Below are 17,506 nucleotides of genomic sequence, written 5' to 3'. Positions count from 1 at the left end.
GTCTCGGTCTTGGTTGCGGTCTGCAGAGCGGTGTCAGCCACGGCCGTACGCCTCCTCGGCCTTCCAGAAGTAGATGAATCCGCCGACGCCGGCGAGCAGGGCCCAGCCGATGGCCACGGCCCAGACGTGGGGCGGGAGCGAATGCGCCTGGAAGCTGTCGATCAGCGCGAAGCGCATCAGGTCGATGTAGACGGCCGCGGGGTTGTTCTTGAGCACCACCAGGAGCCAGTGGTGCGGCAGGTGGTCCGACTTGAGCATCTGGTCGATGGACCACATGACCCCGGAGGAGTACATCCAGGTGCGCAGGACGAACGGCATCAGCTGGCTGACGTCCGGGCTCTTGCTGCCGATGCGGGCCATGGCCATGGCGCAGCCGGCGGCGAAGACGGCCATCAGGAGCAGGGTCGGCAGGGCCAGCAGCCAGGAGGGGCTCGGGGTCTGGCCGAAGGCGAGGAGCAGGATGACCAGGGCGCCCATGGTGACGAGCAGCTGCTGGAAGAGCTGCACCACGGTGGAGATCGGCAGGCTGGCGCGGGGGAAGTGCAGGGCGCGGACCAGGCCGAGGTTGCTGTGGACGGCCCGGGTGCCGGCGTTGATGGAGCTGCCGATGAAGTCCCAGACGAAGACGCCCGTGATCAGGAAGGGCACGTAGTCCGGCACGTCGTGGCTGGCCTTCATCACGATCCCGAAGATGAAGTAGTAGACGGCCGCGTTGAGCAGCGGCGTCACCAGGTGCCAGACCTGTCCGAGCTTCGCCGTGCTGTACGTGGCCTGCATGCGGGCGGTGGCGTACGCGGTCACGAAGTGGCGGCGGCCCCAGAGCTGCGCGACGTAGCGGGGGAGCGAGGGGCGGGCGCCGCTGAGGGTCAGGCCGTGGGCGGCCGCGAGCGCCTGCCGCTCGGCGGAGGTCGCGGGGTACGGGGGCTCTGCGGGCTGCGGGGGCTGCGCGGGTGAGGTCGGGGGTGCGGTCGCGGTGGTCACGAGGGTCGCTTTCGCCGGGGTCAGGGCGTCGCTGGCGATGGAACGGGTCCGTATCGTCGCTACGGCGACAGTAGGGCGTCGTGCGTCGGAACGCAACCGTATCGTCGTGACGGGTGGGGGCTGGCGTGCGCGGCTATGCTCTGTGCATGACCAAGGACCCTGCCGCCACCTCAGCCGCGCCCGCCGCCCCCGCCCGCCGGGCCCCCGCCGGGGCCGCCGTCCTGCGCGAGGACGTGACCGAGGCGATCCGCGAGGCGGTCGTGGAGGAACTGGCCGCGGTCGGGTTCTCGCGGATGTCGATCGAGGGGATCGCCCGGCGGGCGGGCGTCGGCAAGACCGCGGTGTACCGGCGGTGGAAGTCGAAGCTGCACCTGGTGCTGGACCTCGTGGGCGCCTTCGCCGTGGACGGGCTGCCGGTGCCGGAGACCGGCTCGCTGTACGGGGACGTACGGGCGCTGCTGGAGGTCATGTCACACGTGCTGCGGCACCCGGTGGCCTCGGCCGTGATTCCCGACCTGCTGGTCGAGGCCGCGCGGAACCCGGAGATCGCGGAGGCGGTGCGGGGGGCGCTGGTGGACGGGCAGCGGCGGATGGCCGAGGGGATCGTCTCCGGCGCGGTCGCGCGGGGCGAGCTGGCGGAGGGGGCGGATCCGGGGCGGGCGCTCGACCTGGCGATCGGGCCGCTGTACTGGCGGCAGGTGGTCGTCCGGGACGAGGTCCCCGCCGGCTATCTGGACGACCTGGCCCGGTCGGTGGTGGCGGGCCTCCGAGCCGTCTGAGCCGGGTCCTGGCCGGGCCCTTGCCGGTCCTGGCTGGGCCCTGCCGGTCCTGGCTGGGCCCTGCGGGTCGTCCCAGCCCTGCGGGCCGGCTTCCTGGGGCGGAGCCCCAGGGGGCCGGGCCGGCGTCATGGCCAGACGTGGGCCAGGGTGGGGGCCGCGCCCGGGGCCGGGGCCGGGTCGGAGGTCGCCGCCGGGCAGGGGCGGCGTTCCTCCAGGGGGATGACCGCCGGGATCGGGGCGGACTGGCCCAGGAAGACGCGGCGGACCACCCGTTCCGCCGCGTGCCCGTCGTCGTACGAGCAGAAGCGCGCGCGGAACGCCGCCCGGAGCTGGGCGGAGCGGGAGCCCTGCCAGTGGCCCGTGGCGAAGATGTCCACCAGCTCGTCCTCGGTCCGGGCGATCGCACCCGGTGGGCACGCCCGCAGGTCGAAGTAGGTGCCGCGGGCGGCCTCGTAGGCCTCCCAGTCGTCCGCGTGGATCACGATCGGCCGGTCCAGCGCCGCGTAGTCGAACATCAGGGACGAGTAGTCCGTCACCAACGCGTCCGAGGCCAGGCACAGTTCCTCGACCGAGGGGTGCGCGGAGACGTCGATCAGGCGCGGGTGGGGGTCGGGCGACCAGCCCGAGTCCGCGTACGTCAGGTGGGTGCGGGTCAGCAGCGTGAAGCGCGGCCCCAGATCGCGCAGCACCCGCTCGAAGTCGAGGTGGTCGGGGCGGCTGCGCCGGTAGTCGCGGTGCGTGGGCGCGTACAGGATCGCGGTGGAGCCCGCCGGGATGCCGAGCCGTTCGCGCAGCTCCAGCACGTCGGCCTGGGTCGCCGTGTGGAAGACGTCGTTGCGCGGGTAGCCGTACTCCAGCGTGGTGTAGGAGGAGGGCACGGCCTTCTCCCAGACCAGCGTGGAGTGCCGGTTCGCGGAGAGCAGGTAGTCCCACTGGTCGGCGCCGCGCAGCAGGCCCGCGAAATCGGTCGTCGGGGTCGCCGCCGGGCGGTCCTGGAGGTCCAGGCCGACCCGCTTGAGCGGGGTGCCGTGCTGGGTCTGGACCAGGATCTGGCCCGGGCGCTTGACCAGTGCCCGCTCGAAGTTGACGTTCGTGACCAGGTACGTGGCCCGGGCCAGCGCGCTCCAGTACGCCGCCGAGCCGGGGCGCAGCGCCGTCGTCTGCTGGGGGAGGGTCGCGGCGTGCGCCGGGTCGCAGATCCACGCCGTCCGCATCCGGGGCGCCAGCTCCCGCAGCTTCGCCTCGATCGCCGCCGGGTTGCAGGCGTAACCGCCGTGCCAGTACGCGGAGAAGACCGCCAGTTCCGGGCGCAGCGGCAGCATCCGCTGGACCCGGTAGTGCAGGCGCAGGAAGGTCTCGCGCAGGCCCCGTCCCACGGCGCTCGCCCCGCGCCCGGCCGCCAGCGCGGCCGAGCGCAGCGCCGACAGCAGCCGGTAGGTGCGCCGGGTGCCCAGCCGCATCAGGGTGTGCCGGACGCGGTCGGTCCGGGACAGCGACAGCGGCAGCGCGCCTCCGCCCCCGGGGGCCCGGTAGCGGCGCAGCAGCGCGGAGGCCCGGGCGAAGAACTCGGCCCGGCTCGCGCGCGGCAGGCGGCGCGGGTCGGCGTACAGGGCGCAGAAGTGCTCGGCCATCCGCCGGTGCACGGCGGGCCGCCAGCGCTCCAGCTCGGGGCGGCCGGCGAGGTAGCCGAAGACCCGGTCGTACTGGTCGAAGATGTCGAGGTGGCGGCGGCTGGAGGTGGTCAGGATCGACCCCGTGCGGCGCTGGCGGTAGTGGACGCAGACCCGGTCCAGGACGGCCACGGACTCGGCGGCCAGCAGCGCCGGGTAGGTCCAGGGGGTGTCCTCGTAGAAGCCGGGCGGAAATGCGAAGCCCTCGCGCTCCACGTACTCGCGGCGGTACGCCTTGTTCCACACGACCATCAGCATGCCGAGGAGCGCGGGCCGGTCGGCGAGGCGGAAGCTGGCCGGGCCCTCCTCGGACAGCCGGTTCGAGAGGCGGTTGCGGACGAGTTCGCCGGTCCAGAAGGTGCGCGCGTAGTCGTAGACCAGGACGTCCGGCGAACCGGTGTCCTTCAGCCGGTCGGTGACGGCCTGCAGGGCGCCGGGGGCGAGGGTGTCGTCGCCGTCGAGGAAGATCAGGTAGTCGCCGGTGGCCCGGGCCAGGCCCGCGTTGCGGGCCGGGCCCAGGCCCAGGTTGTGCGCCAGGTGCACGGCGGTGACCCGGGGGTCCCGCGCCGCGTACTCGTCGATGATCGAGCCGCAGGCGTCCGGGGAAGCGTCGTCGACCGCGATCAGTTCGAGATCCGGGTACGACTGGGTCAGGACCGAGTCCAGACTCTCCTGGAGGTACGCCTGGACCTTGTACGCGGGCACGATGACGCTGAACCGGGGCACGGCACATCCAGGGGTCGGCGGGCGGGCATATGGCCCAGGAACCCCCGGCGTGGTGATCGGGTTACGCAGCGTGTGGCATTCGGGTTACGCAGCGTCAACACCCCACGTCGGTCGGGGCGCCTCACTTGATCGCGCCCGCCATCACCCCCGAGACGAACTGCCGCTGGAAGGCGAAGAACACGACGAGGGGGATCACCATCGACAGGAACGCGCCGGGCGCCAGTACGTCGATGTTGTTCCCGAACTGCCGTACCTGCTGCTGGAGCGCGACCGTCACCGGCGGGTTCGCCGAGTCCGCGAAGACCAGCGCGACCAGCATGTCGTTCCAGACCCACAGGAACTGGAAGATCCCCAGCGAGGCGATCGCCGGCCCGCCCAGCGGCAGCACCACCCGGGCGAACAGCCGCAGTTCGCCCGCCCCGTCGAGCCGGGCCGCCTCCAGCAGCTCGCGCGGGATCTCCGCGAAGAAGTTGCGCAGCAGGAACACGGCGAAGGGCAGCCCGAAGGCGGCGTGGAAGAGCACCACCCCGGCGGTGGTCTCGAACAGCCCGATGGAACCGAAGAGTTCGGAGACCGGGATCAGCGCCACCTGCACGGGGACGACCAGCAGGCCCACGACGACGAGGAAGAGCCAGTCCCGGCCGGGGAACTCCAGCCAGGCGAAGGCGTATCCGGCGAACGCGCCCAGGATCAGCACGAGGAGGGTCGCCGGGACCGCGATCGCGACCGTGTTCAGCAGGGAGCCGGTGATCGTGTCGTTGGCCAGCAGCCGCTCGTAGTTGTCGGCGGTCAGCCGCGCGGGCGCGGTCAGCGCCTGCCACCAGCCGCCCTTGTTGAGGTCGGTGGGGGAGAGGAAGGAGGAGATCAGCAGGCCGAGGGTGGGCATCAGCCAGAAGAGGCCCGCGAGGACCAGGAAGACGCGTACGGCCCCGGCGGCCAGGACGCCCGCGGCGCGCCTGCCCGATCCGGCCCGGTCGGAGGCACTCATCGGGACCGCTCCTTCCGCAGCCGACGGATGTTGACCAGCATCACCGGCACCACCAGCAACAGCAGCAGTACCGCGATGGCACTGCCCAGGCCCGGATCGGCGTCCGTGCCGAAGGAGGTCCGGTAGAGCTGGAGCGCGAGGACGTTCGCGTCGTCCTGCACCGCGCCCGGCGCGATCACGAAGACCAGGTCGAAGATCTTCATCACGTTGATCACGAGGGTGACGAGGACGACCACCAGGAGCGGCGCGAGCAGCGGGACGGTGATCCGGCGGAACACCTGCCACTCGTTCGCCCCGTCCACCCGCGCCGCCTCCAGCAGCTCCCGCGGTACGGCGGCCAGTCCGGCCCCGATCAGCACCATCGCGAACCCGGCCCACATCCACACGTAGGCCCCGATGACCGCCGGGGTCACCAGCGCCGGGCCAAGCCACTGGACCCCGGCGTAGGCCTCCTGGAAGTTCGAGGCGGGCAGGCGGATCAGCGCCCCGTCGGCCTTCGCCGACATGAGGAAGGTGCCGTCGGCGCGCGTCGTCGCCCTGTCCACCACCTTGCCGTCCTTGACCGCCTCGACCCGCATCCCGGCGAAGGCCGACTCGGCGGGGTCCACCGTGTTCGTGGTCCCGCCCCCGCCCCGGGTGAAGTCCTGCCAGACCGTGCCGGTGACCTTCTGCGGGTCGGAGCCCGCCGCCTTGGCCGTACGGGTCCCCTCGGGCAGGGCCTCCGGGGCCACCCCGACCAGCGGGAGCAGCGCCGGCGCGCCCGCCCGTACGGGGTCACGGGTCATGAAGGCGCCGCCCTCGGCGGGCACCAGCGGGGAGTCCCGGCCCGGGCGGGCCTTGGGGAAGGCCGAGGACTCCGCGAAGGTGTCGTGGACGCCGACCCAGACCGCGTTGGCGACGCCCCGGTCGGGGTCGTGGTCGTAGACGAGCCGGAAGATGATGCCCGCCGCCAGCATCGAGATCGCCATCGGCATGAACACGAGCAGTTTGAACGCGGTTCCCCAGCGCACCCGTTCGGTGAGCACCGCGAAGATCAGGCCGAGGGCGGTGGCCGTCGTCGGGGCGAGCACCACCCACAGCGCCGTGTTCTTCAGCGCGGTGCGGATCGTGTCGTTGGCCAGGATCTCCCGGTAGTTGTCGGCTCCGACGAAGGTGGAGCCGGAGCGGTCGAAGAAGCTGCGGAAGACCGAGTAGCCGATCGGCTGCACGACGAGCGCGCCGAGCAGCACGAGGGCCGGGAGGAGGAAGGCCGCCGCGACCAGGCGGCGGCGCCTGGCCTCCGCCGAGCGCGCCGTCCTCCCGGGCCCCGCGGCCTTCCCCTTGCCGGTGGTGGTGACCGTGGCCGTCACCGGGATCAGTTCCCGTAGGCCTTGGCCGCGTCCGCCTCCAGTTTCGCCTGGGCACCCGCCACGTCCGACGGGTTCGCCAGGAAGTCCTGGAGCGCCTTCCACTCACCCGCGCCCGGGGTCCCGCCGAAGGCCGCCGGAGCCTGGTCCGACATGTCGAAGCGGAAGTCGTCGCCCGCCGCGATCAGTGCCTTGGCGATGTCCCGCTGGATGTCGTTCGGGTACGCGGCCGGACTGACCCCCTTGTTCGGCGAGATGAAGCCGCCCTCGCGGGCCTGGATCTGCGCCGCGTCCGGCGAGGCCAGGAAGGTCAGCAGCGCCTGCGCGCCCTTCGACGGCTTCAGCGCGACCGCCACGTCCCCACCGGAGACCACCGGCGCCTTGGCGCCGACCGCCGGGAAGGGGAAGACGAGGGCGTCCTCGCCCACCTTGGCCTCGGTCTGTGCGATGTTCACCGCCACGAAGTCGCCCTCGAAGACCATCGCGGCAGCCGGCCGGTCGCCGCCCGTGAAGGTCTGCGTCACCGACTTCGGGAACTCCGTCGACAGCGCCCCGCTGGGCCCGCCCGCCAGGAAGTCCTTGCGCCCGAACAGTTCGCCCAGCGTGGTCAGCGCCTGCTTGACGCTGTCGTCCGTCCACTTGATCTGGTGCTTGGCCAGCTGGTCGTACTTCTCCGGGCCCGCCTGGGAGAGGTAGACGTTCTCGAACCAGTCGGTGAGGGTCCAGCCGTCCGCGCCGGCCACCGAGACCGCCGGGGTGCCGGAGGCGGAGAGGGTGTCGGCCGCCGTCAGCAACTCCTTCCAGGTGGTGGGGGGTTTGACCCCCGCCGCCTCGAAGGCCTTCGCGTTGTACCAGATCAGCGACTTGTTGGCGGCCTTGTAGTACACGCCGTACTGGGTGCCCTCGACCGCGCCCAGCGCCTTCCAGCCCGCCGAGTAGTTCTTGTCGAGCTGCGCCTGGGCTTCCGGGCCCACCGGCTGCGCCCACTTGTTCTGCACCGCCGAGACCAGCGCCCCCACCTGCGGGAGCAGCGCCACGTCCGGCGGAGCGCCGCCCGCGATCTTCGAGCCGAGGAAGGTGACGATGGGGTCCTGCGCCGGGACGAAGGTGACGGTGGCCCCCGTCCGCTTCTCGAACTCCTTGAGGACCTTGGTGAAGTTCTCCTGCTCCGGGCCCGTCCAGACGGCCGCGACCTCCAGCTTCTCGCCGGTCAGCCGAGGTAATTCGACGCTCGGCCCGGACGGCGCCCCGCTCTGCGTAGGGCCTGCCTTCGGCGCCGGGTCGCCCCCGCACGCGGTGAGCGCGAGCGCCCCCGCGGCCGCCAGGGCGGCCCAGCTGATCGTCGTACGGCTCGTTCCGTGCTTGCGCATGGCTCTGCCCCCGAGGTTCATGGTGTGTCCCGGACCACAGGTCTACGCCCGACCCGCCCGCCCCCGCAATACCGCGTCGCCCTGGCGGGCGGACGACACCACCTCGGACTCGCTCGTCTCAGGGGGCCGGCGGGAACAGCACGGGTATCGCCGCGACCAGGTGCGAGGCCCGGTCCAGGGCGCTGGCCAGCAGCGCGAGGTCGGTGGGCCCGTTGCCGAGCTCCCGGACCGGGCGGCGGGCCGGCGGGTCGCCCATCCGCTCCCACTCCACCGGGACCACGGTCGGCCGCAAGGTCGCGGTCCGCGGGATCCGGCCGGTGACCCGGCCCGCCTGGAACGGAACCGTCCGGCCGTCGGCGTACCGGAGCAGGCCGCGGCCGGGGCCCGGCTGGTCCGGGGCGTCCAGCTCCACCCGCAGCTTGGCCAGCCGGGCCAGCCCGGTGTCGGCCGTACGGTCCGGGTGGGCGGTGGTGGCCACCAGGTGCACGCCGAGCCGGCCGCCGTCGCGGGCCACCGCCTCCAGCGCCCGGACCACCGAACCGGCGGCGGGGCGGCCCGTACTGCCCAGCCCCGGTGCGACCAGTGCGTCGAGATCGTCGACGAGGACCACCAGACGGGGCAGCGGGCTGGGCCCGCCCGGATCGGTACGGGGCGCCGCGGAGCGCAGCCGGAGCGTGCCCGAACGCTGGGGGTCGAGGTCGCCGCGCAGCTCACCGGGGGTGGGCTGGCGGGGCGAGACCATCCGCTCGGCGAGCTCGCGGTGGCCGTGCCACTCGGCGAACGGCACCCCGTCCAGGAGTTCGGCACGCCGCTTGAGCTCGGCGCCGAGCGCCTGGGCGAACTCCCGCATGCGCAGCGGGTCGGTGGCGACGAGGTGGGCGGACACGTGGGGGAGTTCGGTGCAGGGCGCCAGCCCGTCCCCGCGCTCGCCGCCGGCCCCGTCGAGGAGGACCAGCCCGAGCCGGTCGGGGCGCGCGCCCGCGGACAGGGAGGCGGCCACCGACCGCAGCAGCTCGGTCCGGCCGCTTCCCGCGGGCCCCTCGATGAGCAGGTGCGGGCCGTCGTGGACCAGCTCGGCGCCGACGGCTCCGCGCCGCCCGCTGCCCAGTACGAGCTCGGCCAGGCCGCCCGTTCCCTGCCCGTGGTCGGTGGCGGCGGCCCAGCGGGCCATCAGGGAGGCCGGGGTGGCGCGGGCCAGCCCCAGCTCGTCCAGCAGCCGTGCGGTGGGCGGCAGCGAGGCGGTGGTGGGCCGGTGGGGCTCCGCGGAGCCCCCGTCGGCGCGCAGCGGGGCCAGGGCGCGGGCGAACCGCTCGGCCCAGGCCACGGACACGGCGTCGGCGGTGGCGGTGGTGCCGGAGGGGACGGGTCTGCCGCCGCTGACCGCGAAGGTCCGTACGGTCGTGGCCACGTCACCGCTGAGCAGGGCCACGGCGCCGCAGTCCCGGAAGGCCGGGTTGCTCGCGCAGGCGGCCTCGTAGGTCTCGGTGACGGGGGAGGCGGGCGTGGCGGCCGGGGCCTCGGCGAGCGCGAGCACGTGGATGCCGGCGGCCGGACCGTGGGAGGCGAGCCGCCCGGTGATGTCGCGCAGGGCGCCGGTGCCGGGGTCGCCGTCGAGGATGACCAGCGTGTACGGGCCCTCGTGGGCGCGGGCGGCCTGCCGGACGCCCTCGGGGTCGGTGGCGGCCCAGTGGGTGCCGAGCGGGCCCTCGTCCAGCCGCCGGGTCAGCTCGCCGGCCCGGGCGGCGGCCTGGTCGCGGTCGTAGGCGAGGAGCAGCCGGCAGTCCTGGCCGTGCGCGGGCCGGACGTGCGGCAGCCAGCCCAGCCAGCCCCAGTCGCGCCGCCGTTCGGCGAGGCCGCGGGCCCGGTCGGTGGAGACGAGCACGATCTCCAGCTGGGCCGGCCCGTGCAGGCCCGCCAGCTGGGCGACCACGCAGCGCGCCACGCCGGCCAGCCGGGCCCGGGGACCGGCGACGCCGAGCGCGCCGACCGTGCGCAGGGCCACCCGGCTCCCGGCGCCGAGGCCCACGTCGAGCACCCCGGGGTGGCCGGGGCCGCGGGACCACAGGCGTTCGGTGGGGCCCAGGGCCGCCAGGAGCAGTGCGGCGGGGTCGTCCGGGTCGGGTGCGGCGGTGGCGGGGACGGCCGCGGCCTCCGGTTCGGGCAGCTGCAGCGCGGCCTCGTCGCCCCGGACCCACTTGCGGGCCCAGGCACCGAGGGCCTTGCGGCGGCCCGCCGGGGCGGGGGCGCCACCGGGGGCGGCGGCGCCGGGGGAGGCCGCGGCCGTGCCGTAGGCGTCGGGTGCCGAGCCGGGGGTGCCGGTCCAGCCGGTGCCGGGCAGCGAAGGCCGCATCGCCGCGGGCGTGCCCGGCCCGCCCGGCGCGGCGGGGGCGACGGCCGCGGCCGGGTCGGGGGCGGACGCGGGGGTGGACGCGGGGGTGCGGCCCGGGAGTGCGAGGTGGCCCTCCAGGTCCGGGGTCACCGTCAGCGGCGCGGCCGAGCCGACGGGCGTCAGCCGCAGGGTGGACTCGCCGACGCGCAGCAGGGCCCCCGGCGGCAGGGCCACCGGCTGGGGTCCCACGGGGACGCCGTCCAGGGTGGTGCCGTTCGTCGAGTCAAGGTCGGCCACCGCCACCCGGCCGTCCCCCATCACCGTCACCGCGCAGTGCAGCCGGGACACGTCGGGGTCGTCCAGCGGGACGTCGGCGTCGGCGGACCGGCCGACCCGGATCTGGCCGCTGTGCAGCAGGTGCACCCCGCCGGCGTCGGGCCCGGCCACCACGTGCAGCTGGGGCGCGCCCAGGCTCTCCTCGGGCAGTACGTCCGGCACCGGCCCGTGCAGTGCCAGCACCGCGCCGTCCACCAGCGGGGGCTCGCCCAGTACCCGCCGCTGGAGGTCGAGCCGCTCGGCACCGGCGTACAGCACGACCGTGCCGCCGGTGTCGGGACCGCCCACGGTGGCCGCGAGCCCGGAGGCGACCGCGGCCAGCGCGGTACCGGCGGGCGCCGTGACGAGTACGTCACAGCTGGCGGGTGCGGTCGCGGTCTGGTGGCCGCTGCGCGACCCGAGGACGGTCAGCCGGATCTGCATCGCCGTCAGCGGTCCCTTCTGCGCGGTGCGCGGTGCGTGCGCCCGGCAGGGAGGTCCGGGACGTGCCCGCCCGATCGCCCCCCACCCGGCACGGACGCGTCGTCCGGTCAGGTCTGACGGACGGCGGGGCTCCCGTCCCGTGCCGTTCCGTACGGGTGCATCCTCGCACCTGTCACCGACAACACGCCCGGCACCCGGCAACAAGTGATCTTGATTGGTCGCGGCCCGGCGCAGATCCGGACACCAACCCGAGGAATGGCGAGGAAAGCCGAGGAAAATCGCCTCCGGCATACCCGGCGAACATCACCCTTCGTACATATGTACGGCAACCAACCTCCGGTGCCCGGCGTCTTCCACCGGGACACCCCCTAGAGTGGGCCGGAAAAACCAAGCACGAACCAAGCAGCGGATGACGACAGCATGGGAGCGCGAGACGTGCGGCCAGTCGGCAGCAAATATCTGCTCGAGGAGCCGCTCGGGCGCGGCGCCACGGGCACCGTCTGGCGTGCGCGCCAGCGCGAGACCGCCGGCGCGGAAGCAGCCGTCGCCGGGCAGCCCGGCGAGACCGTGGCCATCAAGGTCCTCAAGGAGGAGCTGGCCCAGGACGCGGACATCGTCATGCGCTTCCTGCGCGAGCGCTCGGTGCTGCTGCGCCTGACGCATCCCAACATCGTCCGCACCCGCGACCTCGTCGTCGAGGGAGATCTGCTGGCGCTGGTCATGGACCTCATCGAGGGCCCCGACCTGCACAAGTACCTCCGTCAGAACGGGCCCTTCACCCCCGTCGCCGCGAGCCTGCTGACCGCCCAGATCGCCGACGCGCTCGCCGCCAGCCACGCCGACGGGGTGGTCCACCGCGACCTGAAGCCCGCCAACGTGCTGCTCGACGAGCGCGGCGGGCAGATGAAGCCGATGCTCACCGACTTCGGCATCGCCCGCCTCGCGGACTCCCCGGGCCTGACCCGCACCCACGAGTTCGTCGGCACCCCGGCCTACGTGGCCCCCGAGTCCGCCGAGGGACGGCCGCAGACCTCCGCCGTCGACATCTACGGCGCGGGCATCCTGCTCTACGAACTGCTCACCGGCCGCCCGCCGTTCGCCGGCGGCACCGCGCTCGAAGTGCTCCACCGCCACCTCAGCGAGGAGCCGCAGCGCCCCTCGACCGTGCCCGAGCCGCTGTGGACCGTCATAGAGCGCTGCCTGCGCAAGGAGCCGAACGAGCGCCCCAGCGCCGTGAGCCTGGCCCGCGGCCTGCGCGTGGTCGCCTCCGGCATCGGCGTGCACTCCACGCCCGCCGAGGTGGAGGCCGCGCTCGGCGTCGGCGCGCTGCTCGCCCCCGACCCCTCGCCCGCCCCGGTCCCCGAGACCCCCGGCGCCGCGGACCCCACCCAGGTGCTGCCCGGAGGAGCGGGCCAGTCGCCGATGGGCGCCTACGACCCGAACGCCATGACCAGCGTCATGCCGCCGGTCGGCGCGGCCGACGCCACCTCGGTGCTGCCGAGCACGGGCGCCCCCGGCGCCGATCCGACCTCCGTCATGCCCCCCGTGCAGCAGCCGGACCAGCCGCACCCGTGGCAGTCGCAGATGCGGGCCGCCCGCGACCGCAACGAGCAGACGCAGATGCAGTACCTCGACCCGGACGAGGACCCGCTGCGCCGCCGTCCGCAGCGGCAGGCGCCCCCGCCGCCGCAGCAGCAGCCGCGCCGGCCCCAGCAGCCTCCGCAGCAGCAGCCGTACCGTCAGGGTCCGCCGCCGCAGCAGTACCAGCAGCCGCAACAGCCCCCGTACCAGCAGCAGTACGCGCCTCCGCCGCCGCAGCACTACCAGCCGCAGCAGCACCAGCCGCAGCCGTACCAGCAGCCGCAGCAGCCCCAGTACCGGCAGCAGCCCCAGCAGCCGCAGCAGCAGCCCCCGCAGGGTCCGCCGCCGCAGCAGCAGGCCCCCCGGGCCCCGCGGGAGCCGCGCGAACCGCGCCGGCGCAGCGCCAACCCGGTGCGGATCCCCGGCCTCGGCTGCCTGAAGGGCTGCCTGGTCATGATCCTGCTGTTCTTCGTGGCGGGCTGGCTGATCTGGGAGCTGACCCCGCTTCAGGAGTGGGTCGGCACCGGCAAGGGCTGGTTCGACCAGGTGTGGAGTTGGGGCTCCGGCATCGCCGACTGGATCGGCTCCGTCGGCGACTCGACGGGCGGCACCCAGCCCTGAACCGGCCCGCGTAACGCCGAGTTCGTGGATTTGTCGACTTCTGGGGCATGATTTCGCCCGCAGAAGTGAAGGTCGCCGCGAATCGGGCCCCCTACTGGCCTCCAACCCCCACCTGGCCGCGTAGCTTTGGTGCGTACGCCAGCCGCTGAGGGAGCAGTCGTGGCACGGAAGATCGGCAGCCGGTACACCGCGCACCAGATCCTGGGGCGCGGCAGCGCGGGCACGGTGTGGCTGGGTGAGGGGCCGGACGGGCCCGTCGCCGTCAAACTGCTGCGCGAGGACCTCGCGTCCGACCAGGAGCTGGTCGGACGGTTCGTCCAGGAGCGCAGCGCGCTGCTCGGCCTGGACCACCCGCACGTGGTCTCCGTCCGCGACCTCGTCGTCGACGGCAACGACCTCGCCCTCGTCATGGACCTCGTACGCGGTACGGACCTGCGTACGCGCCTGGACCGCGAGCGGCGGCTCGCCCCCGAGGCGGCCGTGGCGATCGTCGCGGACGTGGCGGACGCGCTCTCGGCGGCCCACGCGGCGGGGGTCGTGCACCGGGACGTCAAACCGGAGAACGTCCTGCTGGACATGCAGGGCCCGCTCGGCCCCGGCGGCGCGCACCCGGCGCTGCTCACCGACTTCGGCGTGGCCAAGCTGATCGACTCCCCGCGCCGGGCCTCGGCCGGCCGGGCCTCGGCCCCGACGACCCGGATCATCGGCACGCCGGACTACCTGGCGCCGGAGATCGTGGAGGGCCTCCCGCCGCGGGCGGCGGTGGACATATACGCCCTGGCCACCGTCCTGTACGAGCTGCTGGCCGGTTTCACCCCCTTCGGCGGCGGTCACCCGGGCGCCGTGCTGCGCCGGCACGTCACGGAGACGGTCGTCCCGCTGCCCGGGATCCCCGACGAGCTGTGGCAGCTGATCGTGCAGTGCCTGGCCAAGGCGCCGGCTTCGCGGCTGCGGGCCTCCGAGCTGTCGGCCCGGCTGCGGGACCTGCTGCCGCTGCTGGCCGGGATGCCGCCGCTGGACGTGGACGAGCCGGACGACGCCGAGCCGGAGCCCGAGCCCTCGGAGGAATCCGGGTCCGCCGAGCCGGTCCGCCGCCGGGGCGTGGTCCCGCTGGTGCCGGGCTCGGCCACCGACTCAAACCGGGACACGCACACCTCCATGCGGGTGCCGGGGCCCGACGAGCTGGCGGGCGGCGCGCTGGGCACCGCGCGGGTGCCCCGGCCCGCCGGCGGCCACCGCCCGGGCTCCGCGCGGCACCGGGCCGAGGCGGCGCGCAAGCGGAGGCTGGTGCTGTCCGTCTCGGCCGTGGCGCTGGCCGCCGTGGCCGGGCTGGGTACGTGGCTCGCCGTCTCCGGCGGCGACGAGGCCCCGCCGCAGGACACCAAACAGTCGGGCCCCCGCACCCCGTAGCCCGGGCCGGGCTCCGTCCCGGACCCCGCCGCTGCGGCGCCCCGGTCTTCGAGCCCCGCCGGCGATTGAGGCGCGGGGCCGGGCAGAGCCCGGGTAGGCCGGGCGGAGCCCGTGAGGGCGGCTACGCGCTGACCAGTTCCGGATGCCAGCGCCGCGCCACGGCCGGGTGGGCGCGGACCCAGCCCTTCAGCTCGTTGCGGCCGTACTCCGCGTGCAGCGGGTTCGTCGCGTCGTGCGCGAGGCCCGGCGCGGACCGCAGGTAGTCGCCGGGCACGGTCTCCACCACCGCGTCGAGGCGCGGGTTGTAGAAGAACGGCACCGAGTACCGCTCCACCGCCCCGGGCGGGCTGACCACCCGGTGGTCGGTGGCCGTCAGATAGCCCTCGGTGGCGATCTCCAGCAGCTCGCCCAGGTTGACCACGAAGGCCCCCGGCAGCGGCGGCACGTCCACGTACCCGCCGTCCCGGACCACCTGGAGCCCGCCCACCGTGTCCTGGAGCAGCAGCGTCAGGAAGCCGTAGTCCTTGTGCGCGCCGACCCCCTGGTCCGTGCCGGAGGGGGCGGATCCGGGGTAGCGGATCAGCTTGGTGTGCAGGTGGGGCCGGTCGGCGAAGGCCTCGTCGAAGAAGTCCGCCGGGGCGCCGATCGAGACCAGCAGCTCCTGGAGCAGCCGGTGGGCCACCGCCGCCAGCCGCGCCTGCCACTCCAAGACCGCCGTCCGCAGCTCCGGGAGGGCGGCGGGCCACTGGTTGGGTCCCTCCAGCCAGAGGTACGCCGGGTCGTCCGGCCCCAGCACCGGCGCGGGCCGCTCGGCGCCGACGTCCAGCTGGTCCCGCCAGTCGGTGGCCCCGCCGGTCAGCTCGTGGCCGATCCGGGTGTAGCCGCGGAAGTGCGGGGAGTTCAGATTGCTCACGGCGAGCCGGTCGGCCTCCGGGAGGGCGAAGAAGGCCCTGGTCAGGTCCAGGATGCGGGCGGTCTCGGCGGCGGAGACGCCGTGGCCCGTGAGGTGCAGGAAACCGGTGTCCCTGGCTGCGGCGTGCAGCTTCTTCAGGAAGTCGGCCCGCTGGGCCGGGTCGTCGGCCTGGGAGAGGTCCAGGACCGGGAGGGTGTGCGCGGACGGCATGACGGCTCCGTTTCGGATGTCACGGGGTCCTGTTCCCCTGGAGATGGCGGGGACCGCGGGTGGGGAGGGCCGCCGGCAGGGATGTGCCGGGGCCGCGTGGGCCGCGTACAGGACCAAGTCGGATCGGGGTGGATCAGGCTTGGGGATGGTCCGGCGGCCGACAGCTCGTCGTCGTGACACGCATGTGGTCCACATGGCGGCGCTTGACGAGGCGAACAGTCATACGGTGAGCGTACGCCCGTACGGTCGTCCATCAGTACGGGTGAATCGGCCTGGCCGGACGGCTTCGTCCGGGGACCGGCTACGCTGGACCCGTGGCAGTCGTCGATGTTTCCGAAGAGCTGAAGTCCCTCTCCTCGACCATGGGGTCGATCGAGGCCGTCCTGGACCTCGACAAGCTGAGGGCAGATATCGCCGTGCTCGAGGAGCAGGCCGCCGCGCCGTCCCTGTGGGACGACCCGGAGGCCGCTCAGAAGATCACGAGCAAGCTTTCGCACCTCCAGGCCGAGGTCCGCAAGACCGAGAACCTGCGCAGCCGCATCGACGACCTCGCGGTCCTCTTCGAGCTCGCGCAGGAGATGGAGGACGCGGACACCCTCGCGGAGGCGGAGACCGAGCTGGTCTCCGTCCGCAAGGCGCTGGACGAGATGGAGGTCCGGACCCTGCTGTCCGGCGAGTACGCCGAGCGCGAGGCCCTGGTCAACATCCGTGCCGAGGCCGGCGGCGTCGACGCCTCCGACTTCGCCGAGCGCCTCCAGCGCATGTACCTGCGCTGGGCCGAGCGCCACGGCTACTCCACCGAGATCTACGAGACCTCGTACGCGGAAGAGGCCGGCATCAAGTCGACCACCTTCGTCGTCAAGGCCCCGTACGCCTACGGCACCCTCTCCGTCGAGCAGGGCACGCACCGCCTGGTGCGCATCTCCCCCTTCGACAACCAGGGCCGCCGCCAGACCTCCTTCGCGGGCGTCGAGGTGCTGCCGGTCGTCGAGACCAGCGACCACGTCGAGATCGACGAGACCGAGCTGCGCGTGGACGTCTACCGCGCTTCGGGCCCCGGCGGCCAGGGCGTCAACACCACCGACTCGGCGGTGCGCATCACGCACATCCCGACCGGCATCGTGGTCTCCTGCCAGAACGAGCGCTCGCAGATCCAGAACAAGGCCAGCGCCATGAACGTCCTCCAGGCCAAGCTGCTCGAGCGGCGCCGCCAGGAGGAGAAGGACAAGATGGACGCCCTCAAGGACGGCGGCAGCTCCTGGGGCAACCAGATGCGCTCCTACGTCCTGCACCCGTACCAGATGGTCAAGGACCTGCGGACGGAGTTCGAGGTCGGCAACCCGCAGGCGGTGCTCGACGGCGAGATCGACGGCTTCCTGGAGGCCGGCATCCGCTGGCGCAAGCAGCAGGAGCAGACCGCGTAACCCGCGCACGGCATGACGGAGGGGCCCGGACACCGACGGTGTCCGGGCCCCTCCGCTGCGTGTGATCGGGCTGCATGTGATCGGTACGTGGCGCGGCTATGCCGTCTGCTGAGCCACCAGCGCGAGCGCCGCCACGAGGACCACCAGAAGCGCGATCAGCGCCACGGGGGTCAGGCCGGAGAAGGGGCCCTCCTGCTGGAGGCGCTCCCGGTTCGCCCGGCACACCGGGCAGCGACCCTGGCTGACGGGTGCGGCGCAGTTCGCGCACACGAGCCGGTCATATGTCATGCGCTCCTCCTCTCGTCCCCTTGGTCTCCTGTGGAGACAACGGCGTGGGGAACGAGACGGTTCCCCCTACCACTGTGCCAGCTTCGAGAACATTCGGCGCGGCCCCTCCGG

At 73.8% G+C, this 17,506-nt stretch carries 12 protein-coding genes; 4 read left to right on the top strand and 8 right to left on the bottom strand.

The window, feature by feature from the left end; translation table 11 throughout:
- Positions 1-33: 33 nt before the first annotated feature.
- Positions 34-870 (bottom strand): ABC transporter permease, encoded by an 837-nt coding sequence (locus AB0D94_RS28490; protein WP_362057228.1) that lies wholly within the window; start codon positions 868-870, stop codon positions 34-36.
- 257 nt (positions 871-1,127) lie between these two features.
- On the opposite strand from AB0D94_RS28490, the gene AB0D94_RS28485 reads away from it, so the two are divergent.
- Entirely contained in the window at positions 1,128-1,760 is a 633-nt protein-coding gene (locus tag AB0D94_RS28485) for a TetR/AcrR family transcriptional regulator (protein WP_362057167.1), read from the top strand.
- A 125-nt stretch (positions 1,761-1,885) separates the two neighbouring features.
- On the opposite strand, the gene AB0D94_RS28480 is transcribed toward AB0D94_RS28485, so the two are convergent.
- The 5 genes from AB0D94_RS28480 to AB0D94_RS28460 form a co-directional block, all read right to left on the bottom strand.
- Positions 1,886-4,156, bottom strand: a complete 2,271-nt coding sequence (locus AB0D94_RS28480; protein WP_362057164.1) for a bifunctional glycosyltransferase family 2 protein/CDP-glycerol:glycerophosphate glycerophosphotransferase — start codon at positions 4,154-4,156, stop codon at positions 1,886-1,888.
- Between the two features lie 121 nt (positions 4,157-4,277).
- Complete coding sequence (locus AB0D94_RS28475; protein WP_362057161.1) at positions 4,278-5,144, bottom strand: carbohydrate ABC transporter permease; 867 nt, start codon at positions 5,142-5,144, stop codon at positions 4,278-4,280.
- Entirely contained in the window at positions 5,141-6,406 is a 1,266-nt protein-coding gene (locus AB0D94_RS28470; protein ID WP_362057224.1) for a sugar ABC transporter permease, read from the bottom strand. The genes AB0D94_RS28475 and AB0D94_RS28470 overlap by 4 nt, the downstream gene beginning before the upstream one ends.
- Positions 6,407-6,498: 92 nt before the next feature.
- Complete coding sequence (locus tag AB0D94_RS28465) at positions 6,499-7,860, bottom strand: ABC transporter substrate-binding protein (protein ID WP_362057158.1); 1,362 nt, start codon at positions 7,858-7,860, stop codon at positions 6,499-6,501.
- Between the two features lie 118 nt (positions 7,861-7,978).
- A complete protein-coding gene (locus AB0D94_RS28460; RefSeq protein WP_362057155.1) occupies positions 7,979-10,948 on the bottom strand; it encodes an FHA domain-containing protein in 2,970 nt (989 codons plus the stop codon).
- 435 nt (positions 10,949-11,383) lie between these two features.
- Here AB0D94_RS28460 and AB0D94_RS28455 point away from each other — a divergent pair, with 435 nt between their 5' ends.
- Together AB0D94_RS28455 and AB0D94_RS28450 are read left to right on the top strand one after the other, a co-directional pair.
- A complete protein-coding gene (locus tag AB0D94_RS28455) occupies positions 11,384-13,150 on the top strand; it encodes a protein kinase (protein ID WP_362057152.1) in 1,767 nt (588 codons plus the stop codon).
- A gap of 159 nt (positions 13,151-13,309) precedes the next feature.
- On the top strand, positions 13,310-14,560 hold the full coding sequence (locus AB0D94_RS28450) for a serine/threonine-protein kinase (RefSeq protein WP_362057149.1): 1,251 nt from the start codon (positions 13,310-13,312) through the stop codon (positions 14,558-14,560).
- Between the two features lie 121 nt (positions 14,561-14,681).
- Here the strand turns inward: AB0D94_RS28450 and AB0D94_RS28445 are convergent, their stop codons facing one another.
- Positions 14,682-15,683, bottom strand: coding sequence for a 2-oxoglutarate and iron-dependent oxygenase domain-containing protein (locus AB0D94_RS28445; protein WP_362057146.1), 1,002 nt, complete (start codon positions 15,681-15,683; stop codon positions 14,682-14,684).
- 314 nt (positions 15,684-15,997) lie between these two features.
- Here AB0D94_RS28445 and prfB point away from each other — a divergent pair, with 314 nt between their 5' ends.
- Positions 15,998-17,107 (top strand): peptide chain release factor 2, encoded by a 1,110-nt coding sequence (prfB, locus tag AB0D94_RS28440; protein WP_362057143.1) that lies wholly within the window; start codon positions 15,998-16,000, stop codon positions 17,105-17,107.
- 96 nt (positions 17,108-17,203) lie between these two features.
- Here prfB and AB0D94_RS28435 read toward each other — a convergent pair whose 3' ends face one another.
- On the bottom strand, positions 17,204-17,395 hold the full coding sequence (locus AB0D94_RS28435) for a hypothetical protein (RefSeq protein WP_362057140.1): 192 nt from the start codon (positions 17,393-17,395) through the stop codon (positions 17,204-17,206).
- Between the last annotated feature and the right edge of the window lie 111 nt (positions 17,396-17,506).

The organism is Streptomyces sp. NPDC048255, assembly GCF_040652415.1.
In the GTDB taxonomy this organism is placed as follows: Bacteria; Actinomycetota; Actinomycetes; order Streptomycetales; family Streptomycetaceae; genus Streptomyces.
This window is presented reverse-complemented; position numbering and strand designations above follow the sequence as displayed.

What these genes read in the sequence shown, in the direction of transcription:
- AB0D94_RS28485 (WP_362057167.1), top strand. Translation starts at nt 1,128, where the DNA reads ATGACCAAGGACCCTGCCGCCACCTCAGCCGCGCCCGCCGCCCCCGCC.
- AB0D94_RS28475 (WP_362057161.1), bottom strand. Translation starts at nt 5,144, where the DNA reads ATGAGTGCCTCCGACCGGGCCGGATCGGGCAGGCGCGCCGCGGGCGTC.
- AB0D94_RS28465 (WP_362057158.1), bottom strand. Translation starts at nt 7,860, where the DNA reads ATGCGCAAGCACGGAACGAGCCGTACGACGATCAGCTGGGCCGCCCTG.
- AB0D94_RS28460 (WP_362057155.1), bottom strand. Translation starts at nt 10,948, where the DNA reads ATGCAGATCCGGCTGACCGTCCTCGGGTCGCGCAGCGGCCACCAGACC.
- AB0D94_RS28445 (WP_362057146.1), bottom strand. Translation starts at nt 15,683, where the DNA reads ATGCCGTCCGCGCACACCCTCCCGGTCCTGGACCTCTCCCAGGCCGAC.
- AB0D94_RS28435 (WP_362057140.1), bottom strand. Translation starts at nt 17,395, where the DNA reads ATGACATATGACCGGCTCGTGTGCGCGAACTGCGCCGCACCCGTCAGC.